Annotated in this window: 24 protein-coding genes; 5 read left to right on the plus strand and 19 right to left on the minus strand. The window is 47.4% G+C overall.

The window, feature by feature from the left end:
* Positions 1–39: 39 nt before the first annotated feature.
* Positions 40–711: a pectate lyase gene (locus ACSR9A_RS10755; RefSeq protein ID WP_473757224.1), complete on the minus strand. Its 672-nt coding sequence runs from the start codon at positions 709–711 to the stop codon at positions 40–42.
* 282 nt (positions 712–993) lie between these two features.
* Between ACSR9A_RS10755 and ACSR9A_RS10760 the strand changes: the two genes are divergently transcribed.
* Together ACSR9A_RS10760 and ACSR9A_RS10765 are read left to right on the plus strand one after the other, a co-directional pair.
* Positions 994–1,791: a formate/nitrite transporter family protein gene (locus ACSR9A_RS10760; protein WP_341280014.1), complete on the plus strand. Its 798-nt coding sequence runs from the start codon at positions 994–996 to the stop codon at positions 1,789–1,791.
* Positions 1,792–1,820: 29 nt separating this feature from the next.
* The gene (locus ACSR9A_RS10765) at positions 1,821–2,744 is read left to right on the plus strand and encodes an L-lactate dehydrogenase (RefSeq protein WP_341280015.1); all 924 of its coding nucleotides are present in this window, start codon (positions 1,821–1,823) and stop codon (positions 2,742–2,744) included.
* A 310-nt stretch (positions 2,745–3,054) separates the two neighbouring features.
* Here the strand turns inward: ACSR9A_RS10765 and ACSR9A_RS10770 are convergent, their stop codons facing one another.
* Genes ACSR9A_RS10770 through ggt form a run of 3 tightly spaced genes read right to left on the minus strand, consistent with a single transcriptional unit; the run spans position 3,055 to position 6,901 of the window.
* Positions 3,055–3,972: a fumarylacetoacetate hydrolase family protein gene (locus ACSR9A_RS10770; protein WP_473757227.1), complete on the minus strand. Its 918-nt coding sequence runs from the start codon at positions 3,970–3,972 to the stop codon at positions 3,055–3,057.
* Positions 3,973–5,400, minus strand: a complete 1,428-nt coding sequence (locus ACSR9A_RS10775) for an amidase (RefSeq protein WP_473757229.1) — start codon at positions 5,398–5,400, stop codon at positions 3,973–3,975.
* Positions 5,321–6,901 carry a gamma-glutamyltransferase gene (gene ggt / locus ACSR9A_RS10780; protein ID WP_473757231.1) on the minus strand — a complete coding sequence of 527 codons (1,581 nt, stop codon included), beginning with the start codon at positions 6,899–6,901 and terminating at the stop codon, positions 5,321–5,323. Before ggt ends, ACSR9A_RS10775 begins: the two co-directional genes overlap by 80 nt.
* Before the next feature lie 226 nt (positions 6,902–7,127).
* On the opposite strand from ggt, the gene chrS reads away from it, so the two are divergent.
* The 3 genes from chrS to chrA are packed head-to-tail and all read left to right on the plus strand — an operon-like array spanning position 7,128 to position 8,788.
* A complete protein-coding gene (gene chrS, locus ACSR9A_RS10785; protein WP_473757233.1) occupies positions 7,128–7,610 on the plus strand; it encodes a chromate efflux transcriptional regulator ChrS in 483 nt (160 codons plus the stop codon).
* Between the two features lie 2 nt (positions 7,611–7,612).
* The gene (gene chrB / locus ACSR9A_RS10790) at positions 7,613–8,233 is read left to right on the plus strand and encodes a chromate efflux transporter ChrB (protein ID WP_473757235.1); all 621 of its coding nucleotides are present in this window, start codon (positions 7,613–7,615) and stop codon (positions 8,231–8,233) included.
* A gap of 12 nt (positions 8,234–8,245) precedes the next feature.
* Complete coding sequence (chrA, locus tag ACSR9A_RS10795; protein ID WP_473757237.1) at positions 8,246–8,788, plus strand: chromate efflux transporter ChrA; 543 nt, start codon at positions 8,246–8,248, stop codon at positions 8,786–8,788.
* A gap of 107 nt (positions 8,789–8,895) precedes the next feature.
* On the opposite strand, the gene ACSR9A_RS10800 is transcribed toward chrA, so the two are convergent.
* The 15 genes from ACSR9A_RS10800 to ACSR9A_RS10870 all read right to left on the minus strand — a co-directional run bounded on the left by ACSR9A_RS10800 (position 8,896) and on the right by ACSR9A_RS10870 (position 26,997).
* Positions 8,896–9,423 (minus strand): phage tail protein, encoded by a 528-nt coding sequence (locus ACSR9A_RS10800; RefSeq protein WP_473757239.1) that lies wholly within the window; start codon positions 9,421–9,423, stop codon positions 8,896–8,898.
* 25 nt (positions 9,424–9,448) lie between these two features.
* Complete coding sequence (locus ACSR9A_RS10805) at positions 9,449–9,952, minus strand: phage tail protein (RefSeq protein WP_473757240.1); 504 nt, start codon at positions 9,950–9,952, stop codon at positions 9,449–9,451.
* A gap of 43 nt (positions 9,953–9,995) precedes the next feature.
* On the minus strand, positions 9,996–10,520 hold the full coding sequence (locus tag ACSR9A_RS10810; protein ID WP_473757241.1) for a phage tail protein: 525 nt from the start codon (positions 10,518–10,520) through the stop codon (positions 9,996–9,998).
* A 48-nt stretch (positions 10,521–10,568) separates the two neighbouring features.
* Entirely contained in the window at positions 10,569–15,704 is a 5,136-nt protein-coding gene (locus tag ACSR9A_RS10815) for an S-layer homology domain-containing protein (RefSeq protein WP_473757242.1), read from the minus strand.
* A 202-nt stretch (positions 15,705–15,906) separates the two neighbouring features.
* Positions 15,907–19,083 (minus strand): MMPL family transporter, encoded by a 3,177-nt coding sequence (locus ACSR9A_RS10820; protein ID WP_473757243.1) that lies wholly within the window; start codon positions 19,081–19,083, stop codon positions 15,907–15,909.
* Positions 19,080–19,553 (minus strand): MarR family winged helix-turn-helix transcriptional regulator, encoded by a 474-nt coding sequence (locus tag ACSR9A_RS10825; protein ID WP_473757244.1) that lies wholly within the window; start codon positions 19,551–19,553, stop codon positions 19,080–19,082. The genes ACSR9A_RS10820 and ACSR9A_RS10825 overlap by 4 nt, the downstream gene beginning before the upstream one ends.
* 214 nt (positions 19,554–19,767) lie before the next feature.
* Positions 19,768–20,976 (minus strand): ABC transporter permease, encoded by a 1,209-nt coding sequence (locus ACSR9A_RS10830; protein ID WP_473757245.1) that lies wholly within the window; start codon positions 20,974–20,976, stop codon positions 19,768–19,770.
* A complete protein-coding gene (locus tag ACSR9A_RS10835) occupies positions 20,970–21,656 on the minus strand; it encodes an ABC transporter ATP-binding protein (RefSeq protein WP_473757246.1) in 687 nt (228 codons plus the stop codon). The genes ACSR9A_RS10830 and ACSR9A_RS10835 overlap by 7 nt, the downstream gene beginning before the upstream one ends.
* Positions 21,643–22,785 (minus strand): efflux RND transporter periplasmic adaptor subunit, encoded by a 1,143-nt coding sequence (locus ACSR9A_RS10840; protein WP_473757247.1) that lies wholly within the window; start codon positions 22,783–22,785, stop codon positions 21,643–21,645. The genes ACSR9A_RS10835 and ACSR9A_RS10840 overlap by 14 nt, the downstream gene beginning before the upstream one ends.
* A gap of 23 nt (positions 22,786–22,808) precedes the next feature.
* On the minus strand, positions 22,809–23,519 hold the full coding sequence (locus ACSR9A_RS10845) for a hypothetical protein (protein ID WP_473757248.1): 711 nt from the start codon (positions 23,517–23,519) through the stop codon (positions 22,809–22,811).
* A 99-nt stretch (positions 23,520–23,618) separates the two neighbouring features.
* Positions 23,619–24,140 carry a stage II sporulation protein M gene (locus ACSR9A_RS10850; protein WP_473757249.1) on the minus strand — a complete coding sequence of 174 codons (522 nt, stop codon included), beginning with the start codon at positions 24,138–24,140 and terminating at the stop codon, positions 23,619–23,621.
* 110 nt (positions 24,141–24,250) lie between these two features.
* The gene (locus ACSR9A_RS10855; protein ID WP_473757250.1) at positions 24,251–24,457 is read right to left on the minus strand and encodes an uberolysin/carnocyclin family circular bacteriocin; all 207 of its coding nucleotides are present in this window, start codon (positions 24,455–24,457) and stop codon (positions 24,251–24,253) included.
* 39 nt (positions 24,458–24,496) lie between these two features.
* Positions 24,497–24,673, minus strand: a complete 177-nt coding sequence (locus tag ACSR9A_RS10860; RefSeq protein WP_341280034.1) for a hypothetical protein — start codon at positions 24,671–24,673, stop codon at positions 24,497–24,499.
* A gap of 12 nt (positions 24,674–24,685) precedes the next feature.
* On the minus strand, positions 24,686–25,393 hold the full coding sequence (locus ACSR9A_RS10865) for an ABC transporter ATP-binding protein (RefSeq protein ID WP_473757251.1): 708 nt from the start codon (positions 25,391–25,393) through the stop codon (positions 24,686–24,688).
* Positions 25,394–25,410: 17 nt separating this feature from the next.
* Positions 25,411–26,997: a hypothetical protein gene (locus tag ACSR9A_RS10870; RefSeq protein WP_473757252.1), complete on the minus strand. Its 1,587-nt coding sequence runs from the start codon at positions 26,995–26,997 to the stop codon at positions 25,411–25,413.
* Position 26,998: the final 1 nt, after the last annotated feature.

Here is a 26,998-nt window from a genome sequence, read left to right on the forward strand (position 1 = left end):
TTAAGCGGGCTGCCACAACGCTCCAGCTGAAAGGAGTTCCTAATAAGCCGTGTTTCCAGATTGGCTGGTTTTGCCGGAAGCAAAGCCTTTGAACAGCGTTGGTACGTTGGAATAACGCGTGTTAGTGATTTTGCCCGTTGTCGAGCTGCTGTCGGTGCGCAAAATTGAATCCTTTACCTTGGAAATATCGCTATTTGAAACATTCATGGAAACCGCATAGGATGTGCCGCCATTTTGACGAACGAGCTTGCCGATGTCATTGGCCTTGAAATTTTTAATATTAATTGTGCCGGATGCATTCATTTGAAACACCTTGTCATAGGCTTTATATGCGCCGCCGCCTGTAATATTAACCGTACCGGAAGATTTTAGCGTCAAAGCGTCCTCGCCTACATCCTGCCAAGTCACATTCTCAATATTACAGCTGCCATAGCAGTGAACGCCGTCTGCAGCTGGGGCGCCGATAATAACATTTTTCAGCGTTGCGCCTGCCTCCAGACGAAATACTGGCTTTTGATTTTCCGCTTGGCTGCCATCACCGAGCGTGCTCGGGTTCGCTACAAAAACTTTGCCTTGACCATTGTAGGTTGTATTTTTAGGTACAATAATGGTAGCGTTTACAACTTCAGCCGCCGCTACAGGGGCAGGCTGCACACCAGCAATTGCAATAATAAGGGCCAAAGACAATAGAGCACCGATCCATTTTTTCATCGAATAAACTCTCCTTTATTCCATTTAATTTGGTTGTGGTGAAGCCTCATCCTTATATGCCTCTACTTTTATGCAAATAGATGTGCACCTCCGTTTGCATCTACCAAAAGACTACCTAATTTTTGCCATTACAGGAATAATCATTAGCTCAGTAGTTGTCCAAATGGCCCAAAATCCCTTATTCTGTAACAATTTGCGCAGTAACCTGTGATGAATGTCACAATCGATTGCGCCTCTCTGTGTTATTCTAACCTCAGTAAGCAGCAAGAGGAGTGATGGCTCATGGAAACAGAAGCGCTACGCAAAGTCGAGCAGCTCGCACAGAAGAAGCATATGATTTTTAAGCAAAGCCGCATTCGCTATATTTCCAGGTCCATGCTCGCCAGCATGTTCATCGGCTTTGGCGTTATCGTCGCCTTCAAGACGGGTAACTTTTTTTACGCCGAGCATTCTCCACTCGCTTATCCGATGGCCGCGCTTACGTTCGGAGCTGCTATTATTCTCATCGCATACGGTGGCGGCGACTTGTTTACCGGCAATACGTTTTATTATTCGTTTACCGCGCTCCGGCGCAAGCTCAAATGGACCGACGCTATCAAAATGTGGCTGACAAGCTACGGTGGCAACCTGCTAGGCGCAGCCGTGTTCGCGCTGCTCATTATGACAACCGGACTGTTCGACAGCGAGAAGGTCAATACGTTCCTGCTCAGCGTGGTCGAAGCAAAAATGCATACGTCGTCAATGGAGCTGTTTTTCCGGGCGATTTTATGTAACTGGCTTGTCTGTCTCGCCTTTTTCATTCCGATGGGCATGAAGCATGACGGGGCAAAAATGTTTTCGATGATGCTGTTCGTCTTCTGCTTCTTTATTTCGGGCTACGAGCATAGCATTGCCAACATGTGCACCTTCGCCATCGCACTAGTCGTCGACCATCCAGACACGATTACTTACGGCGGCGTCATTCACAATCTTGTGCCTGTCACACTCGGCAATCTGATTGGCGGCGGCGTTTTAATGGCATATATGTATTATTTCGTGAACAAGCCTTATTTCGACAAAGAGGATCACACGCAAGAGTAAGTACACCATTAGACGGGGAGAGATCGGATATGAAAAAATCAAGAATTGTTGTCATTGGCGCTGGGGCTGTAGGCTCGACAACCGCCTATACGCTTCTGCTTCGCAACCGCATGGATGAGCTGGTGCTCATTGATGCCAATGAGAAAAAAGCGATCGGCGATGCGCTCGACATGAACCACGGCATGCCGTTCCTTGGCGGCACGAAGGTATGGGCGGGCACTTACGAGGACTGCAAAGGCGCGGACATCATTATTATTACGGCGGGTGTAGCGCAGCGTCCGGGCGAAGAGCGCATTCAGCTGCTGAAGCGCAATGTTGCGATTTTCGACCAAATTATTGATGAAGTCTTGAAATATAATGACGATGGCATTCTGCTGATTGCTTCGAACCCTGTAGACGTCATGAGCTACTTCTCCCTGCGAAAATCACGCTGGCCCGTTAACCGCGTCATCGGTTCGGGTACCCTGCTCGACAGTGCGCGCTTCCGCTATCTGATTGGCGAAGAGCTGAACATTGATCCGCGCAGCGTCCACGCGCCGATTATCGGGGAGCATGGCGATTCCGAGCTGCCGGTATGGAGCCTGTCGAACGTTGCGGGTACGGAGCTTGGACTGAACGACGAGCAGAAGGACCGGATCTTCACCGGCACACGCGATGCCGCTTACCAAATTATCGAAGCAAAAGGCGCAACGTATTACGCCATCGCTTTGGCGCTTGACCGCATCTGCACCGCTATTCTGCAGGATGAAGGCGCTGTGCTGAACGTATCAACCCTGCTCGACAACTACCTCGGCGTATCCGATGTGTACATCGGCGTTCCATGTGTCGTTGACCGCACCGGTATCCGCAACGTTCTGGAGCTAACGCTGTCCGACGAAGAAACGGCGCTGTTCCAGAAGTCGGCGAATAAGCTGAAAGGCTTGATTGAGTCGATTCGGGATGAGATGGCATAAACTTCTCCTTAATACGCAACACCAGACCATGTGTTTAAAAATAGCTACTTAGCAAAGAAACCGATATCTCTTTTTGAAAAAGAGGTATCGGCTTCTTTGTTTTCTATTGAATGATGTGCTCATTTATTTCTTAACTTATGCCTTACTGCTAATCCTGACCGTCGCTGTTGCCGCATCCCATTTCAATTCATCCTCCTTCAAACCGGATTTCCACTCCCACCTTAAGGCTAAATTACGAAGGTAAAGTAAATCTTAGATGAAATGGAAGGTTTGCTGAAAGTTTCAGAGGTTGTCGAAAAAGGCAGCCTCTTCAGTCCAGATCGGGTCGAACCGAGCTAGGCTGGGCTGGGTGAAAAAACGGCACGCCCGCCTTAACCGGATGCAGCAGGGGCTCAAAGCCGGGAATTCGCGCCTCGATGACGTCGCCATCGCGAAGGACGACTGCGCCAGGCGTCCCGGTCAAAATGACATCCCCGGGAAGCAGCGTCATCACCTGCGAATGAAAGGCTATGAGGTAGGCTGGCTGGTAAATCATATTAGCCAGCACATTGCGATGGGCAAGCTCGCCATTGTGCCAGGTTTCCACTGCCAGCTGAGGCAAATCCGCGAATTCATCACGCGTAATCAGCTCCGAGCCTAAGCCAAAAAAGGTATCGAAGCTTTTGGCCCGCGTCAGAAAACGCTGATGCTTGGCATGAATATCCGCAGCCGTTACATCGACGGATACGGCAAAACCTGCTACGAAGTCCAGCGCCTCGGCTTCGGTTATGTTTTTGCAAGTACGTCCAATAATGAGCGCCAGCTCAGCCTCCGCCGTTACATGCTCCGTCTGCTGGGCAGGCAGCTCGATCGCCATATTCGGACCGATAAGCGACGTATCCGGCTTCATAAAACTGACGGGATCGGCTTCAGCGAATAATTTCTCGCGCTCAACCGTTTCTTTTACATAATTCATGCCAATACCCCAAATTTTGCGGGGATGGCGATATAATGGCGCAGGCATTATCGCTTCTTTGGGCACAGACTCCATCGCTCCGAGCTTTTCTCGACCGACCCCGCTATACCATGCCGTCAACTCGTCCAGTTGACCATCCTTCAGCAAATCAAACACATTGATGGCCCATTCTGTCTGCTCCAACTGATTAATCGTATGGAGCAGCACATAGCGATCGTCAAGGTTGATGCACGCTTGCTCGATACCCTCGTAATGGATCGTTACCAGCTTCATCTATGTTGCTACCTCCCCTTCATTTCCGCTGCTAGGTCTCCAGCTTCGTTCCCATAAATTCGCATGCTTGTCTATCCATCGGAGCAGCTTCAAATCCTGCCCTGCCCCTGCAATAATGGATAAGCCAATGGGCGCACCATCCACCTCGCCAACCGGAATCGTCACCTGCGGCAAGCCCGACAAGCCGGCTATACAGCAAAGCTGCATCGTTAAGGCACGCTGCTTGTCTGCCGCATCTCCGCTAATGTCGCGGTCTGGCGCCGTTCCGGGAATGGTTGGGATGAAGAGCAGGCTATCCGTACCGAGCAGTTCATGCAGCTTGGTACGAATACTGCTCCGCTCCTCTACCTTTTCCTCGCTATCTTCGCTCTGCAAGGTGCTCGCCCAGCGAAATCGCTGCGCTATACCCGGGCCAAAAGCAGGCTGCTCGCGCGTAATCCACTCGCCATGCGACTGCCAAATTTCCAGCCCTTGAATGGTGCGGAATACTTCCAGCCACTGCTCCAGTCCTTCAGGGGCTAGCGTCAGCCGCTCGGCACTTGCCATAGCTGGCTCCAGTTCAGCAACGAGCTGTCTCAGCTGAACTGCACTGGCAGATTCCGCCTTGCTCCATGCGTCTTCTCCGATCAGCAAGCGGCTGAACGGCAATACGTCCGCTGCATCGATTGTTTCCGTTGTGTCCGCAGCGAGCAGCAGCTCGCCAACCTTCAGCAGCAGCGCACTGCCTTGCGCCATCCAGCCTACCGTATCAAAGCTCGGAGCCAGGGGAATGACGCCATCCATCGCAACTGCGCCATGCGTCGGCCTAAAGCCATATACGCCGCAGTAGGCAGAGGGCACGCGAACCGAACCGCCCGTATCCGTTCCGAGCGCAAAATCCACCGCCCCCGCTGCTACGGCCACGGCGGAACCACTGGACGAGCCGCCTGGTATGCGGTCTGGCGAAGCTGGATTAATCGGCGTGCCGTAATGGGCGTTCTGCCCATTGATGCTGTACATCAGCTCATCGGTATGGGCTGCTCCGGTCAGTGTCGCTCCGGCAGCAAGCAGTCTTTCAATCGATGAGGCGGTATAATCCGCTGCTTCGTGCGTGCGCAGCCAGTCAGGGTTGCCAGCGCTGCTGGCATGCCCTTTTATCGCGAACACATCCTTAACCGCAAAGCGAAGGCCGTCTAGAATGCCCTTATGAGTTGCTGGAAGCGTGAGCTCCGGCTTTATAAAGGCGTGAAACGTATCGTTTATTTTATGCTGCATGCTTGCTGCCTCTCCTGTTCTGCCGCGATTCTGCCGCTGTTCTAGCGATACGGCCCATTTCTGTATCATTAATTCTGTATCATTAACTACCTGCCTACCAGCCGATAGCCGCGCCATCACTGCGTGGATCGGCTCCGCCGTTAATGACCCCATCCGGACTAATCGTAATGGCATGGGCATGGCCCATAATGCCATCGAACGCCTTCATGCGGCGAACATCATGTCCAGCTTTCTCAAGCTGTGCAATAACCTCGCCTGCCATGCGACTTTCTACTTTCAGTTCCTGCGTTTGCGCCCCCCATGTGCGGCCCCATACCCAGCGGGGCTCATCCACCGCCTGCTGCGGATTCATGCCAAAATCAATCATCCGCGTAAGTATTGCCACCTGCGTCTGGGGCTGACCTTCGCCACCCTGTGTGCCGAACAGATGGCTTGGCTTGCCGTTCAGGCATGCCATAGCCGGCATCAGCGTATGGAAAGTCCGCTTGTGCGGCTCCAAACGGTTCACGTGCTGGGGCTCCAGCGAGAAGAAGGACCCTCTATTTTGCAGCAAAATGCCCGTATCCCCCGCTACAACACCCGAGCCAAACTCAAAATACAAGCTCTGAATGAAGGAAACCGTGTTGCCCTCTTCGTCCACTACCGCCGCATAGGCCGTATCATTGCCGACAGGCTTCGTATCGATAGAGCAGGCCTCATCCAGCTTAATAGAAGCTGCAAGCTCCTTTGCATAGGTAGAGCTCAGCAGGCGCTCAAGCGGAATTTCCGCAAAAGCAGGGTCCGTCAAATATGAATTGCGGTCGCGGAAGCCCAGCTTAAGCGCCTCAATCATGAGGTGGTAATACGTGTATGAGCCATGCCCGTAGCTTTTCAGATCATAGTTTTCCAACATTTGCAGCGCCATTAGCGCCACAAAGCCTTGTGAGTTTGGCGGCACCTGATACACCTCATGTCCCCGATAGGAGCCCATAAGCGGTGTTACCCACTCACCCGAATGCTCGGCAAAATCCTCCTTGGTTAGCAGCCCGCCGCTGCCTTGTAAATAAGACGCGATCCGCTCCGCAATATCGCCTTTATAGAAAGCATCGCGCCCATGCTCCGCAATGGCGCGAAGACTCGCCGCGAGGTCGCGCTGCACAAACCGCTCCCCCGCCTGCACTGCGCGCCCTTGCGGCAAATATACCGCCGCAGTTGCTGGAACTTGTGCCAGCATCTCCGCATGCTGCACCGTATTTTCATATTGGTCCGGCGACATCGGAAAGCCGTCCTCTGCATAACCAATGGCAATGCCGAGCACCTGCGCAAAAGGCAGACGCCCATATTGGCTGTGCACGGCATGCCAGCCGTCAACCATACCCGGAACCGTAATGGCGCTGCGCGGACCGCGTACCGGAATCGCAGCTTCGCCAGCATAAGCTTCGCGCGTCGCGAGGCTGCCTGATCGTCCGCTGGCATTATAGGCTCTCACCTGCTGCTCCTTATGTGCGTAAGTGAGCCAAAACGAGTCGCCGCCCAGTCCTGTCATATGCGGGTAGACAACAGCCAGACAAGCGCTGACCGCAACGGCTGCATCAAAGGCATTGCCACCCTGTTCTAGTATTCGCGCCCCTGCTGCCGAAGCAAGATGATGCGGGCTTACAACCATGGCCTTCGTGCCGGTTATCGGCTTGTTCATGCGATCTCATCCTTTTGAGTCAAGTTATCTGACATACTCTATTGAGTATTAAAGTAACATGGCGGCTCGGCTAGTGGCAACTAGAAAATTCTTTTTGCCCAATATCAGCAAAATTTATATTGATAAGGAACGAATTTGGTTATATATTTATTCGTATCGTAATCTAATCAAACTTATAACATACGTTTTGACATTTTAGCTCAATAGAGCAAAAGGAGCTTTTCACATGCAATCCAAAATGCCGCCCGCCCAAGCGGAGCACGCCATTGACGATATTGATCGTAAAATTATCGCCGCCCTGCATATTAACGGGAGAATATCTTACACCGATTTAGCCAAGGATATCGGCCTATCACGCGTAGCGGTGCAAGCCAGAATCAATACCCTGCTGGAGCATGGCGTCATTGAACGCTTCACAGCTGTCATTAATCCGGAGAAGATTGGCGTGACGGTATCGGCTTTTTTCAATGTCGAGGTGGAGCCTAAATTTCTGCATGAAGTAGCAGATCGCTTATCCGAGGAGCCTGTCGTCACCAGTCTGTATCACATGACAGGCCCCAGCAAGCTGCATATGCATGGCCTGTTCACCAGCAATCAGGAAATGGAATTATTTTTGAAGGAAAAACTGTATCCGCTGCCCGGCATCATGAGCGTCGATTGCCAGGTTTTAATCAATCGCTATAAAAGTAGAATGGGAATGAGGCTGTAAAAATGGAGACGACAACAAGCACCAAGGCATATGGACAGCTTTCCTGGGCGATGTTTAAAACCGGCATTTTCGGCTTTGGCGGCGGCCCTTCCGTTATTCCATTAATTCGACATGAGGCTGTGACTCGCTATGATTGGATTAACGATGAGGAGTTTGGCGAAATTTTGGCGCTGGCCAATGCTTTGCCCGGACCGATTGCGACCAAAATGGCTGCTTATCTCGGCTATCGGCTGCAAGGCTGGCTGGGCGCGCTCGCCGCTGTACTTGCTCATATTTTGCCTTCGGCTATCGCGATGATCGCCTTGCTGTCCGCTGTACAAATTCTAAGCGGCTCCGCTGTTGTGCAGGGCATGATCGCTGCGGTCATACCCGTTATTGCGGTCATGCTTGGCGTGATGGCTTATGAGTTCGGCAACCGTGCGGTAAAGGGACTGGGCTGGGTAGCTGGACTAATCAGCTGTGCGCTCGCTTTTCTTCTCCTGCAGGTTGTGAATATTCAGGACGCGGTCGTTATTGCCGCCTTCCTCCTCTATGGAGCGATGCATTTCAAAGCTGCCTCATGGGTGAAGAAGTGGAAAAACAATCGGCGCGATAAAGGCAATAATACGAGCGCGAGCGCATAAGGAGCAGACACTATGGATTGGTTGGATTTAATTATTGGTTTTTTTCTGGCAAATATTTTAGGCTATGGCGGCGGCCCTGCTTCCATTCCGCTTATGTATCATGAGATTGTGGATCGTTACCAGTGGTCAACCGATGCTGAATTTTCAAACATACTTGCGCTTGGCAATGCCCTTCCCGGGCCGATTGCTACCAAAATTGCCGCATTTGTCGGATACGATGTATTCGGCATTCCGGGCATGGCAATCGCGCTTGCAGCAACGATTATCCCTTCGGCTGTGGCGCTGATTTTTCTGCTCAAGCTGCTGCAAAAGCATCGCCAGTCTCCCATCGTCAAAGGCATGACGCTGCTCGTTCAGCCCGTTGTCGCCATCATGATGCTGCTGCTCACATGGCAAATGGCAAGCACAGCTGTGCAATCCGCTGGCCTCTGGCAGACACTCGCCATCGCTGCCGTCGCCTACTGGGCGATGGAGCGCAAGAAGATCCATCCAGCGATTGTCATCTGCGTAGCCTTCGCTTACGGCGGCATTGTGCTTTCGCAGACAATGGCTTAAGGGAAGCAGCATGACTCCTTCTGGCATTTATCATGAAAAGAAGCGGTCCGCACATTCGCCAGCGCGTTTGTGTGGGGCCGCTTCTTTTTCCATTCTATTCTCCGCTACTACTGGTTTTTAACCGGATAAATGCCATCCGTCATACAGATAATGTAATTGATCGCCAAGTATGGCTGCATATTATTGTGCGCTTGAGACCCTCCGCTTGCAGTTATAGCGTTCGGATGCATGCTCGCATCCGGTTGTTCCTCATTATACACACTAACTGTAGTACCGCGCGGTGTAGTCGCCCATATATTATTGGATGCATCCATCGTATTGCCCGTTGTATGAGCATTCAGCTGATGTGTATGATTTGGCATTTCAGAGGTGGTAATCGTTTCTGTCATGCTGCCGCCCTTTTCATAGCACTGCCTCGGAGTCAGACCTGCTCCGCTGCCTTGATGTATCGGTACGAGGCCCCGCAAATCAGGCAGTGTAAAATACGTTTTATTGTCCGTGCCAAAAGCACCTCCTAATACCGAGTATAATACTTGATTGTGCGGGAGAGAAACCTGCTGTCCATGACAAAAGGCCCAGCCCTCCGGAGCGTAGTTTCCTGTAAATAAACGAATTTCTCCAATAAAAGCGTCCATGTCAAGCCTCGCTTTCTGATTCTAATTAATTTTTCGGCGGATAAGTACCTGAAATTGCAATGCAAAAATTTGCGACCGCGTAGGGCTGCATATTGGAATGGGCCTGTGCCGCGCCTGTCATCCCGATTGCCTTAGGCGACATGTAACCGTCCGCCGTGTTGCTGTAGGGCTTTGCGCTGCTTTCACTCCATACATTGGAGGCAGCCGCTCCTTTTGTACTGGTGGCCGAGCTGGCAGACAGCGAATGCGTGTGTTGGGGAATTTCATTTATCGTCAAGGCATGCGTTTCTGTTCCGCCGGTCGAATATACAGGGAATACTTCGTCTGTTGTTGGATTGATGGCAGCCCTTCCCTGCAGATTTGGCAGTTGGAAAGTGGTTTTGCCATCCCCACCGAATTTATTGCCAATAATCGAGAATAAAGCTTGGTACTCACTCACATTAAGCATTTGTCCATTGCATTGAGCCCAGCCTGCGGGAGCGTAGCCGATTGCAAACAAACGTATTTCGCCAAGAAACCATTCTTCCATATAATTCCTTCCTCCTCTTAATTATCGATGATCTTAGAATTGCTTAATGATCCATCATAGGGTAGGTGCCTTGTATGCAAATAATATAAGTTAGCGCCATGAAAGGCATCATATTGTTATGTGCCTGATTGCCACCTTCTGAGGACAAAGCCGCTTGTTCCATTGCAGCGTTCGGCGCTGCTGTTCCTTCATAATATTGCTTGACCGTGCTCGCAGCCCAAAAATGGCCGATCGGCGACGCCTCATCGCCCGCAGACTGCTGGGCTGCCGCTATATGCGTATGGGCTGGCAGCTGTGCCTGCGTCAGCTGGACCGTCTCCATCCCGCCTTTATCTTTTAGGGAAAATGTACTGCCTGTTGAGTTGGTACCCATATGAATGGGAACGCGCCCTCGATAATCAGGTAGGGCAAACGTTGTTTGCCCGTCCCCACCGTAGGTTGCGCCGATAAGGGTGAATAACGCCTGATGATCCTGAACCTTCAGCACTTGCCCATTGCACATCTCCCAGCCCACTGGCGCATACTTGCCGACAAACAGCCTGATTTCGCCTAAATATGAATCTGCCATTTTAATCTCCTCCTCGGATCTTTTGTTCTATGCTGATTGTTTAGCAGACTACCCGTTGATTAAATCAGCCTGCAGCAGCAGTCTGCGAATGAGTGCAACAGCCTCCGCACGGGTAATGTTGTCCTGCGGATGCAGCTGTCCGGAATTACCCGTCACAATTTGAAGCTCAACCGCAGCGGCCATAGCGTCTTTTGCCCAACTGCTGATTTCATTCTGGTCCGCGAAAGCGGACAGCTTATCCATAGATCCCGAAGCACTCAGCTTCGTATAAGCTACAGCTCTTGCGATAATCGCAATTGCTTCCTCGCGGGTAATTGTCTTCAAGGCGCCAAATGTACCATCAGCATAACCGGTAATAAGGCCATAAGCCGCCGCTGTTTCCGTATAACCGGCATACCAGCTCTCGGCTTGCACATCTGCAAACTTGCTTTGGCCTTGTCCAGTCACTGGACGCAAGCCTAAACCACGTACGATAATCGCCGCAAACTCAGCGCGGGTAATCGAAGCATCCGGAGAGAAGGCCGTCTCGCTTGTCCCTTGTACAACCATACGGGAAGCCAGGTCGTTCACCTCATCGCGGCTCCAATGCTGCGCCAGGTCCTGCATCTCCCGTGGATGCCAGATGACCGAATACGTACTGTTCGTCAGACTGTTAATTACTGCATAATACTTCCCGTTCAGCATCTTAATATTGGTAGGCACATGATAGAGCTGTCCATCGGAATGCAGCACGACTCCTGTCGTAATACGACTCGCATCAGCGCCCTCCGGCATTGGAATCATCATTTGCACATAGCCGCTAAAGGCGGAAACATCCGTCTTCTTTCCGCCGTACGAAGCTGTAATATGGAATTCCAGCGGCGCGGCAGCAATCTCCATGTCTTGGCCAGATGCCGCGGCGTATACTTTATCGGATTCCGCTTTTGCCGATTTTGCTATCGTGATGCTGAAAATAATATCCTTTAAGCTGTTCTGCGCTCCTAGCTCCTTGGCAATCGCATCAACAGGGATAAGCGATGCCGGGAATGCATAGGAGGCCGAGGCCGTTTGTATTTCAAGCGTCGCCGTTTTATCTGTCATTACCTTGAGCAGTTGACCATTTAGCAAGCTGTTCACGCTGTCTGCCGCTTCTGTATACGGAATCGTGACTTCGCGATTGGATTCGGACTCCAGCTTTTTAATGATTTTGTTGTTCTCAAGCGTCACCGTCGCATAACGCAGCTGATTGCTGGTGAACGTCTGCACCGTAGCCGTCTGCTCCTGCTTCACTCCGTCTACATATACTGAAATTCCGGTTCCCGCTGCAACTGTCCCCGTTTGAACGGAAGTGCCTGTTGAAGGAGTTGAACCTGAGCTTTGCTGGGCGCGGGTCACCTTCACCAGATAAGTACGACTCGGCTTGGAGGTGTCGGCCGCTGCAACTGTGACCGGAATTTCATTTAGCCCGACATTTAATTGCACGGTAACCGGATTGTCTGCCGATTGGTCGTTTATCGTCACCGTGGCAAGCGGATCAAAGGCTTCAGCTGTAATTGTCGTTGCTTCAACTGCGTAAGCTACATTTTGCTCGTAGCTCAGCGTCTCCTTGTTGAAAGCAGGCGACAGGCTGCCCGTGCTGGTCGAAAGCGCCCCTAATACGCTAATTCCATAAGGTGTAATATTTACTGTAACAACGGCTGGATCGGAATCCTCCTGTCCATCCGAAGCTGCATAGGTGAAGCTGTCTGTCCCTAGCTGACCCGGGCTCGGCACATAAACAAACTCATCGCCGTTAATAATCGTCACGCTGGAGGACTTCGTACCGGTTGTGAGTATACGGAAGGTCAATGAATCTCCGTCCACGTCAGTTGCATGCAGCTTTTGGGTCAAAGATGTCAGACTTTCTACATCGTAGCTTGCATTCTCAGCTATCGGCCGGTCATTCACCGGCGTGACCGTCACTTGGACCGTAATCGGATCGGATTCATCTACCCCGTCAAAGGCCTTTATTGCAAAGCTGTCGTCTCCGTTAAAATCCTGATTAGGCGTGTATGTCAGCTGATTGCCATTGGCAATAACCGCTTGACCGTGCTCCGCCTGAGCATCGACCAGAAAGGATAGCGTATCCAGATCCTCATCCGTACCCGACAGCGTCAGGCTCAATACATCGTCCTCATCCATTTGCTGAGGAGCAATCGCCGTTACAACGGGCTTGCTGTTCCCCACAGTCACCGTAAAGCTGGATGTGCCTTCCGCCAGACTGCTGTCCAATACATGAATTGTAATGGCAGCTGAGCCTTGCATTCCTTGAGCCGGCTCCACTGTAACCGTGCGCTGCTTGCCACTGCCTGCTAGTGTAATTCCGCTGAGCGGAACAAGAGCGGTATTGCTCGATTCGGCAGTTACTGCAAAATCGCTCGGCTCTGCGTCAGGATCAATAATGGTAAAGCTTAGAGCCTGCGTAGCTGTATTTTTACCTATGCTTTGATTGGAAATCGTACTTACCGTAGGGGTGTCATTCACCGATGTCACAATCAGGGACGTCTGACTGTCTACTACTGGTGCAGCTATCCCATCATCTACCGTCACCGTTAAAACAACAGTCTCCGTCGTTCCCGGAGCAACCCGGTTCGCCTCCGGAGTAAATACCAATTGGCGAATGGCTGTCGTCAAATCATCAGCTGTTCCGCTCGCCTTATATTGACTGCCGACCAGACCGAAGCCGGCTGCTTGAAGGGAGACGGCTGTAAATCCGCCTTTTGCCGCAGTATCGAGTGAAATGCTGACCGTCAGCGTCTGTCCAGGGTCCGCATCCTCTATGGATACACCAGTAAAGGGCTGTTCCGTCTCCGTATCCAACAGCTCATATGGAGCGGCGGCAATTCCCGTCATTACAGGAGCATCGTTTACCGAAGTGATGGTGACCGATATCGTGCTGACCACTGTGCCTCCGTTACCGTCGCTTACTTCAACTTTAAATACATCCTGACCGTAATAATTAGCGTCCGGAGTGTATTCCCACGCTCCGGTCGTCGCATTAACAGTTGCAATTCCATGGGTAGCCTGCTGCAAAAGGGAATAAGTCAGCGTGTCACCCTCCACATCGTTTGCCGATACTTGTCCGGTAACCGCTGTGTCCTCATCAGTCGTTACGGAATCATCCACAGCTGTTGGCGGATCATTCACCGGCGTCACAGTCACGGTAATGGTACTGGTCGCCATGCCTCCATTGCCGTCGCTAACCTCAATCTTGAATACGTCCTGTCCGTGATAATCCGCATTAGGAGCATACTCCCAAGCTCCGGTCGACGGATTGACCGTTGCTGTTCCGCTGGCTGCCTGCTGCGATACCGAATACGTCAGCGTGTCGCCATCCGCGTCCGATGCCGTCACCTGGCCGGTCGTGCTTGTATCCTCATCGGTCGTTGCCGTATCGTCCGACGTTGTCGGAGCTACATTTATATTCACAACCGTTACACTTATCGTACTCGTTGCTGTGCCTCCATTGCCGTCGCTAACCTCAATTTTGAAAACATCTTGACCATGATAGCCCTCATCCGGGTCATATTCCCATGCTCCGGTTGTCGGATCGACCGTTGCCAAACCATGAGCTGCCAGCTGCGAAACAGAGTAGGTCAGCGTACCGCCGTCCACATCGCTTGCCGTCACCTGGCCCGTCGTTTTCTCGTTTTTATTGGTTGTCGCGGTGTCGTCGCTCGTGACAGGCGGATCGTTCACCGGCGTCACAGTTACGGTAATGGTGCTGGTTGCCGTACCTCCATTGCCATCGCTAACCTCAATCTTGAATACGTCCTGTCCGTGATAATTCGTATTCGGAGTATATTCCCATTCACCCGTTGACGCATCGACCGTAGCCGTCCCGTTCGTTGCCTGCTGCGACACCGAATATTCCAACATGTCGCCATCCATATCCATTGCCGTTACCTGACCAGTCGTACTTGTATCCTCATCGGTCGTTGCCGTATCGTCCGACGTTGTCGGAGCTACATTTATGTTCACAATCGTTACACTTATTGTGCTCGTTGCTATGCCGCCGTTGCCATCACTAACCTCGATCTTGAATACGTCATGACCATAATAACCATCCATCGGGGTATATTCCCATGCTCCTGTCACCGGATCAACGGCTGCCGAACCATAAGCCCCCTGCTGCCAAATGGAATAGGTCAGCGTATCGCCGTCCACATCGCTTGCCGTCACTTGACCCGTCGTCTTCTCATTTTTATTGGTTGTCGTGGTGTCGTCGCTCGTGACAGGTGGATCATTCACCGGATCGACGGTGATTGTAACCGTGCTGGTTGCCGTGCCCCCTTTGCCGTCACTTACCAAGACCTTAAATACGTCCTGACCGTAATAATTCGCATTCGGAGTATACTCCCATGCCCCCGTTGACGCATCGACCGTTGCCATTCCGTTCGCTGCCTGCTGCGTCACCGAATAGGTCAGCATGTCGCCATCATTGTCGGAGCCAACAATGTTACCAGTCACGAATTCATCCTCATTAACCCATTCTGTATAGTCAGGTACCGTTGGCACTTCATTCGTAACAGCCTGTTCATAGACAATATATGGATTGGTATCAAACCGGTACCGGTGAACTTCATCCGGTATATCACCAATCAAGCTTTCCGCACCTGTAAGAAAAAAGGTAAGCATGCCGTTTGAAGCCTGATTGAAATAGTCAGTAATATCAAGGGAGAGCAGATCACCGGCAGCAATCGATCCCAGATGGCTATCCAGCAGCTCATAGGTGCTTGGCGTGTTTAGCACCTGATTCATGGTCGGCCAGCCCGTATGCATTTGATCGTTACTGGTTGGAATAGAAGCTGACTTGTACGCCCACACCTTGGCAATCGGAGTACCGCGAATTGCCCGATCCTCCAGACCTGCGCCATAGTCGTTGCCTACTTTGATTTTCAAATACGCCTTATACCCTGCAGGTACGTTTGCGGTTTTGTTGAACCTCAAATAGGCGTGATATTCCTTGGTTCCGCTATGTTGAATACCAATATAATAAGGAGCTCCTACATAAGCGCCATACGTAAAATCATGCCCGGCTATAGACGCCAGCGGCGGTCCGGCCAAGGAGCTTGCATGCACCGTTCCAGTTCCATATAGTCCACCAAATATAAAATGGATGGCTACGATAGCAGTCAATAAACCTATGAATCCCTTCTTCTTCACGCTTTCCTCTCCTTATCCTTATGCTTTTCCCTATCCAAATCCAATTATTATCGCCCTAATTATACCAATTGCCTCTGAACGCATTCTGAACGAGGAGCCACCCGCTGTATCTGCCAAAATAGCAATTTCTCTGCCGCCAATACACAAAAAACCTCCTTATCCAATGGATAAGAAGGCTTAGTGAATGGTTCATATCTTAATCTTAAGAATGATGCGAAATATCCTTAGTCGGTGAATAACGAACCTCATGCTCGCTCTCATTCATAAACGGCCAATAGTTGGCTTTGCCGAACATGCGCACCATGACTGGAATGAACAGCGGCAGCATAATGAGCGCGTACATGAACAATCCGCACAATACGAGTGTCGCGATTTGCAGCAGGGACATAACCCCAGAAGGCAGCATCGCTGCAAAAGTACCGCCAAGAATAATGGCTGCCGACATAATAACGCCGCCCATGCTCTTCATTGCCTTCAAAATCGCCTGGGTCGGCGAAAGATCGCGATATTCCCGGAAACGATCCATTAGGAAAATGCTATAGTCGATGCCCAGCGCAACCAGCATAACGAATCCGAAGAACGGAACCGCCCAGCTGATGCCCGAGTTGCCGAGCAAGCGGACGAAAATCACTTCTGTTATCGCCATAGAGGTATAGAAGGTCAACAAAAGTGATGCCATCAAATAAAGCGGCATAACAATAGAGCGGAACAAGATGATCAGAATAATCGTAATGCCGATCAGCATCAGCATCATTGTGCGAGTGTAGTCCTCGTTCGAGATATTGTTCAAATCATGGTTGGAGCTGGTCACCCCGCCCACTGCATAATCAGCCTGCGCGTAGGCTGTACCTTGAAGAGCACGGCCAACCGCAGCATTTAAATCGTCGATTTTCGCCATAATCGCCATATCATACGGGTTACCGCTGAAAATGACATCGAATTTAGCACTCATCCGATCTTCGGACATATACACATCCAGAGCCTGCTGGAATTCGGGCTTCACGATTGCTTCCTCTGGAATAAACCAGCCCGTCATTTGTTTGTTTGGCGAGGAACCAAGCTCGCTCAAATAGTTTTTCGCTGACCCAAGCCCGTCGCTAACCTGCGTAATGCCATCCACGCTTTGATCAAGTCCGTCCGTCAGCTGGCTGAGCTGGCCGTTCAAATCGGCAAAGCCTGCTTGCAATTCGGATTGTCCGCTTGCCAGTTGGTCAGCCCCCTTCGTTATGTCAGGAACCTTCGTTACAATTTGGCCTTGGCCAGCCGCGGCCTGCGCGATGCCCTGCTGAAGCTGGGAAATGCCTTGTGCCAGCTTCTCCAAACCTTTCGCAAGCTCGCCTTGGCCAGCTGACGCTTGGGAAAGTCCCGCATTCGCCTGCTTCAGCCCTTCATTAATGCCGCCCAGCTGTCCATTAATTTGCGTCAGCTGCTCGCTGAGCATGGTCGCTGACTGCTCCATTTGGGAAGCTGCGCCTAATACCTGCGCATAATCAGCATCGCCTGCCAGCTCAGGGTACTTCTCGCCTAAGCCGCTAATGCCTTTGTGAAGATCCGCAAGTCCGCCTGCCAACTGCTGCTGCCCAGCCGCAATGCCGCCGTAGGCTTGCGACAGCTGACCGACGCCCGCTTCCATCTTCTCATAGTTCGTCAATAGCTCTTTGCTGGCCGCTGCCAATTGATCAGCGCTAGCTTTCGCCTTCTTCAAGCCTTCAGCAAGCTCACCTGCTCCAGCGGAGCCATCATTCAGCCCTTGCTGAATGCGTTTCAAGCCATCTCCAAGCTGCACAATGCCGCTTTTCAAATCCTTCGTTCCCGCAGCAAGCTTGCCTGCGCCTTCCGCCGCTTCATTAAGCTTTGGCTCGTTTTCACTCAGCTTGGTGCTGGCTTCAGCAAGACCGCTGCTTATTTTCCCAAGGCCTTCCTCGCCTTTGTCGAGGCCATCCTTCAGCGTCCCCACTTGATCAGATACCATTAAATCATCAAGCTCTTCGCCTGTTGGGCGGGTAGCACTGCGAACAAGCGCCACACCTTCAACCTTCGAAAGCTCGCGGGTAATTTGCTCAATGGTCGCCAGTCCATCCGTTGTATCCATCGGTACCGCTGTTTTCACTACAACCGTCGAAGGCAGCGATTCACCAGGCCCGAAGCTTTCCGAGATGAGGTTAAATGCTTTGACCGAATCATATTTATCGCCAATTTCATCAAGCGAGTTAAAGGAAACATTGCCTTTGTACGCCACTAGAAAAGGAACCGTCAGCACCATAACGACAACCAGCGCCCAAATGGGCTTGCGCAGCGAGAAGCTTCCAACAGCTCCCCACAGCCCGCTCTCCTTATGCTCAAGCGCTCCCTTCGACGGCCAGAACAGCTTGGCGCCTAGCACCGACATGAAGAACGGCACAATCGTAAACAAGGCAATCAGCAAAATCGCGATGCCAATCGCTACTGCAACCGCCGAACGATACAGCACGAAGGTTGAAAAGCCGATAGAGGCAAAACCAACAAATACCGCAAGACCAGAAAACAATACCGTCTTGCCCGCTGTTTTGTAGGTTGCCAAAATCGATTCCTGAATGTCTCCGCCCCGATGCGCCAGCTCTTCCTTAAAGCGGCTGATCAGCAGAATGCAATAATCCGTACCAATTCCGAATAAAACAGCAACTAGGAAAATTTGCGTAAAGTTCGAAAGTGGAAAATCAAAATATTCCACAAGAAACGCGACGATGGATTGGGACAACAAATAAGTAAAGCCCACCGTCAGCAATGGTACTATCGGCGCCACGGCCGAACGGAACACTAGAAATAATATAATTAAGATAAAGCCCACGGTTATGAACTCTGTCTTCTTTAAGCCCTCTTGTGCGCTTGACGCAACATCGTCACCGATAATCCAACCGCCCGTGTAGTAGTGCGTCATTGGGACATCCGAAACGGCACTGTACAGCCCCTCTCGTATTCCAGACAAATCACCACTGGAGGTGTCTACCTTCACAAGCACAAGCAGCGTCTTTCCATCCTCCGACAGCATTTGCTTTTTAAGCTCTTCCGTATCAAAATGCGTCGTAATCGAGGTAATATGATACTGTTCCTTCCCAGCCTTCAGCTTCTCCACACCTTGCTTCGCGGCTGCCAAGTCCGCATCGGATAAGCCCTCAGGATCATGGAACACAAGTACGGTCGAAGAGCCATTACCCGCATCCTTGCCGCCAATCTCCTCGATCATTTTCTCGGCAATCGTAGAAGAATACCCTTGCGGAACAGACACTTGCCCCTTCTCACGAACGAGCCCTTCCATATTCGGCGCGCTCACCATTAAACCGACTGTGACAAGCAGCCATACAAGCATGAGTACCCATCTTAGCTTTATTACCGTCTTCATTGCTTTGTTTCTCCTCCTTCTATCCCGTGCGTGCCTGACATAACTTTAGCCAGCTTCTCATAGGTAGTAATAAACTGCAGTGCTTCCTGCTCATCAAAATGCTGGATATGCAAGGCCAGCATTTCTTGAATTTTCAATTCAGATTGATCGGTCAGCTGCTCACCCGCCGGCAAAAGCTTCAAATAGGTAACTCGCCTGTCCTTCGGGTCCTGCTGCCGTTCAATGAGCTGTTTATCGAATAAACGTGTCGTTAGTGCCGTAATGGAGCTACGTCCTACGCAAAATGTATCCGCAAGCTCGGACGAGTTCGTCTTTCCCTGCGTCCGCAAATAACGAAGCACCGAATATTGCTCGACCGTTAGCCCCTCCGGCATCGCTTCCCGGAACAAGCTGTTTATTTGACGATTGACGGCAAAATAGGTCGCCTCATACCGCGCAATAATGTCCAGCAACAGCTTTTGATCTACCATCCCGCTTCCTCCTTTCCATTTATGCTCTCTCTTTAAAAGGTTCTACAATGAAATAGTTCACTGTCAGAACTATATCAAAAACCACCCGAAAGCGTCAAGCAGTTGATTTTATAAAAAAAGTAAAACACTAAATCAAATAAGCCCGTGCGCAATCGCATGGGCTTCAGGAATCATTTAAACGTACGGTCTTCGTTTAGAGATTAAAATTATTGCTTCAGGATTCAAACAGTAAAGAGTCCATAGGCTCCCACTTCGACGCCTTATTAGCCGGAAGCATTCCAAAAACGATGCCAATCAGCATTGAGAATAGAACACCACCCACAATAACATACATCGGGACTAATAATGGTAATTGCGTAACTATCGAGATTAGCTTTGCTCCGCCAACTCCCAATCCTATCCCTATAATTCCACCAAAGGTAGTCAAAACCGCCGATTCAATTAAAAACTGCAGCAGAATGTTCCCTCTAGTTGCACCCAACGCTTTGCGAATTCCAATTTCCCTTGTCCGTTCCGTTACCGAAACGAGCATAATATTCATGACACCAACGCCCCCGACAAACAAGGAAATGCTGGCTACTGAACCTATAATCGCTGTCATAATTCTCGTAATGGATGCAACTGAATCTTGAATTTCCTGCATATCTAAAACAATATATTCCCCTTGACCATGCTTTTCCTGATTCAGAGAGTTCAGCACTTCTATTGAGGCTTCTCCTGCCAATTGCAGAACCTCTGCACTTTGAGCCTGAATGGTCAGCGAATCTATTTTACTTTCGCCAAATAAAGATGGCCAAACGGCATTAGGAATCAGGATCTGATACGCTCCAATATTAAAAATACTTTTTTGCTCCTTAAACGTGCCAATCACTTTAAATGCTGTACCTTCCAGTTCAATAATTTTTCCAACCATAGCGTTATTCGGATCTAAGCGTTTCACCGTTTCCTCGCCAATAAGCGCTACCTTGCGGGCCTTTTCAAACTCTCTGGCTGCAATGTTACGGCCTGATAATAACTCCGTTTGATTTAAACTAAAATAAGATTCAGATGTACCATTCAACTGAACCATTAATGTCTTATCAAGGTAATTTAAAGTAGAAGAGGTCCTATTATTAGCGATAACCCTTTCGATTTCAGGGATTTTTTCCAAAGCTAGCACGTCATTTTCTTTAAAAGCCGGTTCAGCCGGTTCTTCAGAAATAATATTTCCTTCTTCATCTACAGATTGATATACGATTTCTAATGTATTATTTCCGTTTCCTACAAAAAAAGTTTTAAGGGATGCACTTCCTCCCTCACCAATCGCCACAATAGCTATAACGGAAGCTACACCTATAATGATTCCAAGCATTGTAAGCACTGACCTTGACTTATGTGCGTATAGGGCAGAGAAAGCCATTATTATACTTTCCTTTATTAACATGATTTTATTCTTCTATCATCAATAATTACCCCGTCCTTCAGTACAATCTTTCTATCCGCATATGCTGCTACATGATTATCGTGGGTTACCATCACTATCGTTCTTCCCTCTTTATTCAGCATCGCAAACAGCTCCATTATTTGCTCACTCGTTTTAGAATCCAATGCTCCTGTCGGCTCATCAGCAAAAATAATTTTCGGGTCATTGATAATCGCCCTTGCGATAGCTACTCTTTGTTTCTGTCCACCTGATAACTGGTTGGGATAATAATCCTCCCGATTTCCTAAACCCACTTTATGCAGAGCTGCCCGTGCTTTTTCTTTCCGCACACGTTTGCTCACTCCTGAATATACCAATGGAAGCTCAGCGTTAAGAATCGCGCTTAGTTTAGAAAGCAGATGGAATTGTTGAAATACAAATCCAATGTACTGATTGCGCAGCCGTGCTCGTTCATTTTCACTAAGAGAAAATACATTATGGCCAAAAAAATGATAGTCCCCTGACATCAATTTCAAATCCAAAAGCCCGCATAAGTGCATTAATGTTGATTTTCCAGACCCGGAGGCTCCCATGATCGCTACAAATTCACCAGACTCAATGGAAAGATTAATATCCATTAATACAGGAACTTCATTTGAACTTAACAAATAGGATTTATGGACATTGTTAAGGGACAGCATTCCATTTCACTTCCATTCCTTCGATCCAATCCGCCTGAGGGTTTCTAACCACTGCTTCCCCTACTTGAATGCCAGATACAACTTCTTCCCAGCTGTCATCTATTAGGCCAAGTTTTACTTCTCGCTTACGGATTCTATTCTGTTCGACAACATACACATAATTCTTATCATTCTCAACAAGCACTGCATCAAAAGGTATAGCAACAACATTTTGTTTCGTGTTTAACTCAATTTCCAAAGATACATGAAAACCCTCTGGCAAATCCTTGTCATTGTCTTTTATTAAGACTAGAAAAGGATAAGATGTTACCGCACTGGATCGGCCATCCATAGATTGAATTGGAGTAAAACTGAGCGTTTCGACAACCCCCAACCATTCTTCTTCAGGCATTGCTTTAGCATGGATTTTAACCGCTTGGCCAACTTTAACACTGGTTGCATCAAACTCAGTTAATATCCCTTTTATTGCCGGCGGTTGAGAAGTTATAATTTTCATCAGCGGTCCTTCAGAATGATATTCAAGAATATTCTTTGGATTATTTATTTTAACCATGCCTGCCACTGGGCTTGCAACTTTAAAAACAGCTTCCCTTTTTTTCAAAGCAGCCATTTTCATCGTGTTACTCTCTATTTCCAGCTCTGTAAATTGGATTTCACGTTTGCGCGCTGAAATCTTTTTTTCAGCATTTTTTTTAGCTAATTCCACATCAATTCCTTCTGCTAGCTCCTGCCTAAACTCGCTTTCGATTTCATTTAAATTTTCTTGCTTCTCTTGCAGAGTGAGCCGCAGACTGCTTTGGAGATTCTCTAGCTGCGCAAGGTTTAGGAGCCATTCATCATTGGAATATTCAAATAAAGGATCCCCTTTTTCAACCTGGGCACCTTCCTCTACATGCCATTTTTTAATTTCTCCCTTGGTAGTGTCCTTGTAGATTTCCGCTTTTTCATTAGCGATAACAATACCCGAAGCCATTAATGTCTCTGATATGGGTTGCGCGGCCGCCTTTATCGTATCCACATGGATCATTTCAGAATGAGAAGTTCCGGTTCTATTAAGTATAAAGATATTCCCTGCAATAATCCCAGCTATAATAAGGCTTACGACTATAAGAATCCTGTTTCGTTTCATGATGCCGTAGCGAATCCCCTCCTCTAAATCAGTGCAACAACAACATTAATAACGAATAAAAATCCCCATATTGCAAAGGATGATAACACACCTTTTTTCATCGTCGTATGACCAATAAATGAAATTCCTAATCCAATTAAAAAATAGCTCCATACCTCTAACAAGTCTATGCTTGATAAGAAATTGATTAGAAATTCATTAGTGGTGATCTGACTCGCAAGCAATCCCAAATTGGTAATCGTCCCCGTAGAAACAGGACTAGACAGACTTAAATCTCCCCAATTCATAAATGCCAATTTCAATCCCTTGCCAATTAAAATAGGTACCTGTGCATATAATAAAACCAAAAAAAGCTGCTTCTTACTAAATGATAATTTAAATAGTTTCGTACTAATACGCAATAAAACAAATGTGACCAACAGAATCACGAATGCAATAATGGTCGAAAAAAAGGTTGTAATGATTTGCATCAATTGCATAACAGAGGCTGGAATTTCCAAGCCACTTTCGCCAAGAATTTTCTGTACTTCGTCCGTCATTATGAGCTTATTGGACACAAAATAATTGAAGGCATAATACAAAATAAAAAAAACAAATATAATACCTTTCATGCGATATGTAGGCTGTATTGTACCTAATACTTCAGCTGGAGAATATACAACTTTAATTAGATCAAATAAGCTTTGTTTTTTTGTTGCGTTTTCCGGTGTAATTGAAGCTTGATTAACGCTCACCACGCTCACTCCTAATTTATGCTTTCTTATTACAAAGCAATCAGAATACAAATTCCCAGGCAGATAGCTGCCTTTATTGATCGTTCTCTCTTTCAGCCTTTATCTAACTGCCGAGGTCACAAAACCCTCTATTAATGCAGCGACTGATAACATCAATATGATCCATCCCGTCATCCTAAAGTAAAAACGCCAATCTTTCTTTGATTCATAATAAAAAATAAATCCTTTTAAACCAATAGCACCCGCAAGCAATAATGCTGGCAGTTCAAGCACACCATGCGGAAGCAGCTTTAATAGAAGGGTTGCTAAAGAGACGCCTTCTTCTAGCCTGCTAGCAATAACAGTCCCTATCCAAAGCCCATTAATGAATAAAACGATTAGAGTAGGCAATCCAAATAAAAATAAACCGGATGCCAAAATCACAGCAACACCGATATTACGCATAAAGATACCAAGAGAAGCTTCAAAGCCTTCTTTATGGTTCACTAAAATTTCAGAGGATTCTAACCAGTCTTGATCATGCATAGAATAAACAACGATGATCCCGCTCAATGCTCCCATTAAAAAAAAGAAAAAAGCACCCCAAAAAAAATATTGAAATTTCAAATTTTCTATTTTCAAGATTTTTCACCATACTTTACATACTAAAAAATATGGGGTAAGATAAATTAAAAAACCATTTATCTTACCCCAACTCGAAAAAGGTTGTTAGCCGTGCATGGTAACCCTAATTACCATGCAACTGCAGCTTTAGTCGTCATTTTCATCGTAGCTGTTCTAATAGCAACAATAAGGCCTGCGCTGATCCCAGCAGAAGCAAAAATCGAAACTAGTGCGACAACAGTGGCTCCAGCATTTATCGCGGTAACGATAACTGTAGCCCATGCAGTAGATATACCTGCATAAGCAGCCAGGTTAGCAACCAATAATTCCAACATATTTCTCACCTCCCTTCATAGCCATTAGCTGTCTGATCCTTATTTGTCTTTAAATGTCCTTCCGGACAAACCCATCAATACTACGATACAAACAATCAAAAATAATGCATATAACCAATGGCCTTGATAAATTTGCAGCCCCAGAGGCGGTAATCCCAACAATAAGATCATGATATATATCAATATTTTTGTATTTTTCGATTTAGCTTTACTCATATGAATTCTCCTTTATGTCTTGATTTGAGAGACATAGTATTGTTCCAAGGAATTACTTTGTTCCAACACCTCGGATAAGCTGCTTTTATCTAATAAACGCCCCTCTTTAATTAAGATTACTTCGTCACAAAATTTCTCGGCAATCTCAAGTTGATGCGTTGATAGCAAAACAGCTCCTCCTTTAGCAGCGTAATCAATAAATATTTCACGGGCCAATATTGAATTATGCGGATCTAACCCCGATATGTACTCATCCAATAATAATATTTTAGGTTGCTTCAATAATGCGACAAGTAACGCTAGCTTCTTCCTATTGCCAAGCGAATAGTGTTTGATTCTCTTGGGAATTTCTTCTGCAAACCGAAATCTCTCAATTTCCGCAGCTAACTGACTATCTGTCATTTTCAACTCGAATAATTCCATTGAAAATTTAATATATTCCATCCCGCTCAATTCATCATACAATAACGGGTAATCTGCAATTATTGATACTTGACTCTTTGCTTTTTTCCAATTTTCATGTATAGAAATTCCATTAATTAAGATTTCTCCTGACGTTGGCTTCATTAGCCCCGCTGCCATATGCAAGGTTGTCGTCTTCCCAGCGCCATTTGGCCCAAGAAACCCGATTATTTTCCCTTTAGGAACGATTAAAGACAAATCAGACACGATCGTCTTCTCATTCATTACTTTATTAACATTAGACAATTGCAAGCTCATGATACTCACCCGTTTTTTTATAAATTAAAATCATCAATATAAAGCCGACGGTCGTGCTTTCTTTTGACATAAAACAAGCTTCCTATCAATACTGCTAGTATCGTGATTGGAGAAATGACAAACTGGATAATGAGAAAAGACGTTTTATCCATATAATCTGCAATATAAAATGCCAACGGCAGCAATAGACAAGGAATAACAAAACTAAGCATGCACATTCTAACTATCGTGTTCACTGTTGTCCTGTCCGTATACTCATCTAGCTGCTCTTTATTGATGAAATTGTAATGCGGACTGATAAAGCCTGCTATTTGATGGACGACCGCGAAGCATAAGTAATTAACGATATGAACAAAAATCATCATTAAATATCCTGCATGACCTCCAAGGATAATAAACACAAGCTCGCACAAAATAAATTGTGGAAAAGAAATAATTAAAAATAATTGGAGTTTCTGTATAAACAAGTTCCATATTGTTTGGCCTGATGATAAGTACAACGAAAGTTTTTTTCCATCACTGTCCAAAGAAAAATGCCCCAGAAACGAATCGAACAATAGCGCAGACAACTGGAATATGATTATGTATGAAACCATAGTTGTTACTAAATAATAGACTTTATCCGATTCCGTATATCTGATTAAGGAACTACATACCCCAATTAACCCCCAAATTAACATTCCCCCAAACAATCCGGAAGCACGCTGCAGCGTATAGGAATCCCGGCAAAAAACTTTAACTCGTGCAATAATGATTTGTTTATTCAACCGAACTAGTCCCTTTGCAAGAACCAAAAACATTTTTTCCAGCCAAGTAGGTTTTTCAATTACTCTCGTAGAAATTTGCCTTTCAGCCAACCTAGCTAATAGAAATAAAACAAATATAGACGTTATAATCCATGCGCTCCAATATATCCAGCTGATTAATTCACTGCTAGCAACAGCTATTTGAGACATGAAATTGTGCGGCCAATATTTCCAAAGGAATATGTCGAAAATATAATTTAATCCTTGTTGTAAAATCCGTCTCCCTTCGAATAGCCATTCCTCATATGCTTTTTGATTTATTACTCTTCCTAAAATAGGAAAAGTATTTATCCAAGGCGATACTACCTTCCCAAAAAAATAACCAACTGTCAAAATGGCTATTTTCAATATTAAGGATTGTATAATTAAATAGTTAAAGTATCTTTCATTTCTTGTTTTCCTGATAGTCAAGTAATTATGAATGATAGCTATTAGCTGTGTTTGGATAATATATGTAACTATAATGATCAAAAATGTAACTAAACCTTGTAAAAATGAAGGCCTTGTCACAAGGATTATTGCGATTAAAAAGGGGATCAGACTTGTAAATAAGCGTTTAATATTCCAAACCATCTGTTCATAAAACAAAATGAATTTCTTATCTTGATTATTCCAGAAGACATTCTGAAAAAGATAATCATCACCGTTATTGAGTTCCCATTTCGAAGCCTGAATACCTGAGAAAATCGAAAAAATACAAAATTGAACGAAAAAGATTGTCCAAATTACTTTCGTTTTTTCTTGAACAGTTAATGCACTAATTCCATTAATGAGATTTTCAATTTCTTCATTGTTCAAA

It is taken from the genome of Paenibacillus sp. R-74696, from assembly GCF_055814915.1.

Bases quoted from the DNA above. Each gene is read 5' to 3' on its own strand.
- ACSR9A_RS10855 (WP_473757250.1), bottom strand. From the start codon at position 24,457: ATGTTGGAATTATTGGTTGCTAACCTGGCTGCTTATGCAGGTATATCT.
- ACSR9A_RS10860 (WP_341280034.1), bottom strand. From the start codon at position 24,673: ATGAGTAAAGCTAAATCGAAAAATACAAAAATATTGATATATATCATG.
- chrA (WP_473757237.1), top strand. From the start codon at position 8,246: ATGGATTGGTTGGATTTAATTATTGGTTTTTTTCTGGCAAATATTTTA.
- ACSR9A_RS10775 (WP_473757229.1), bottom strand. From the start codon at position 5,400: ATGCCATTACGATTAGTCCGGATGGGGTCATTAACGGCGGAGCCGATC.
- ACSR9A_RS10830 (WP_473757245.1), bottom strand. From the start codon at position 20,976: ATGTTAATAAAGGAAAGTATAATAATGGCTTTCTCTGCCCTATACGCA.
- ACSR9A_RS10805 (WP_473757240.1), bottom strand. From the start codon at position 9,952: ATGGAAGAATGGTTTCTTGGCGAAATACGTTTGTTTGCAATCGGCTAC.
- ACSR9A_RS10825 (WP_473757244.1), bottom strand. From the start codon at position 19,553: ATGGTAGATCAAAAGCTGTTGCTGGACATTATTGCGCGGTATGAGGCG.
- ACSR9A_RS10865 (WP_473757251.1), bottom strand. From the start codon at position 25,393: ATGAGCTTGCAATTGTCTAATGTTAATAAAGTAATGAATGAGAAGACG.
- ACSR9A_RS10755 (WP_473757224.1), bottom strand. From the start codon at position 711: ATGAAAAAATGGATCGGTGCTCTATTGTCTTTGGCCCTTATTATTGCA.
- ACSR9A_RS10770 (WP_473757227.1), bottom strand. From the start codon at position 3,972: ATGAAGCTGGTAACGATCCATTACGAGGGTATCGAGCAAGCGTGCATC.
- ACSR9A_RS10840 (WP_473757247.1), bottom strand. From the start codon at position 22,785: ATGAAACGAAACAGGATTCTTATAGTCGTAAGCCTTATTATAGCTGGG.
- ggt (WP_473757231.1), bottom strand. From the start codon at position 6,901: ATGAACAAGCCGATAACCGGCACGAAGGCCATGGTTGTAAGCCCGCAT.
- ACSR9A_RS10835 (WP_473757246.1), bottom strand. From the start codon at position 21,656: ATGCTGTCCCTTAACAATGTCCATAAATCCTATTTGTTAAGTTCAAAT.
- ACSR9A_RS10760 (WP_341280014.1), top strand. From the start codon at position 994: ATGGAAACAGAAGCGCTACGCAAAGTCGAGCAGCTCGCACAGAAGAAG.
- ACSR9A_RS10765 (WP_341280015.1), top strand. From the start codon at position 1,821: ATGAAAAAATCAAGAATTGTTGTCATTGGCGCTGGGGCTGTAGGCTCG.
- ACSR9A_RS10810 (WP_473757241.1), bottom strand. From the start codon at position 10,520: ATGGCAGATTCATATTTAGGCGAAATCAGGCTGTTTGTCGGCAAGTAT.
- ACSR9A_RS10800 (WP_473757239.1), bottom strand. From the start codon at position 9,423: ATGGACGCTTTTATTGGAGAAATTCGTTTATTTACAGGAAACTACGCT.
- chrB (WP_473757235.1), top strand. From the start codon at position 7,613: ATGGAGACGACAACAAGCACCAAGGCATATGGACAGCTTTCCTGGGCG.
- chrS (WP_473757233.1), top strand. From the start codon at position 7,128: ATGCAATCCAAAATGCCGCCCGCCCAAGCGGAGCACGCCATTGACGAT.
- ACSR9A_RS10820 (WP_473757243.1), bottom strand. From the start codon at position 19,083: ATGAAGACGGTAATAAAGCTAAGATGGGTACTCATGCTTGTATGGCTG.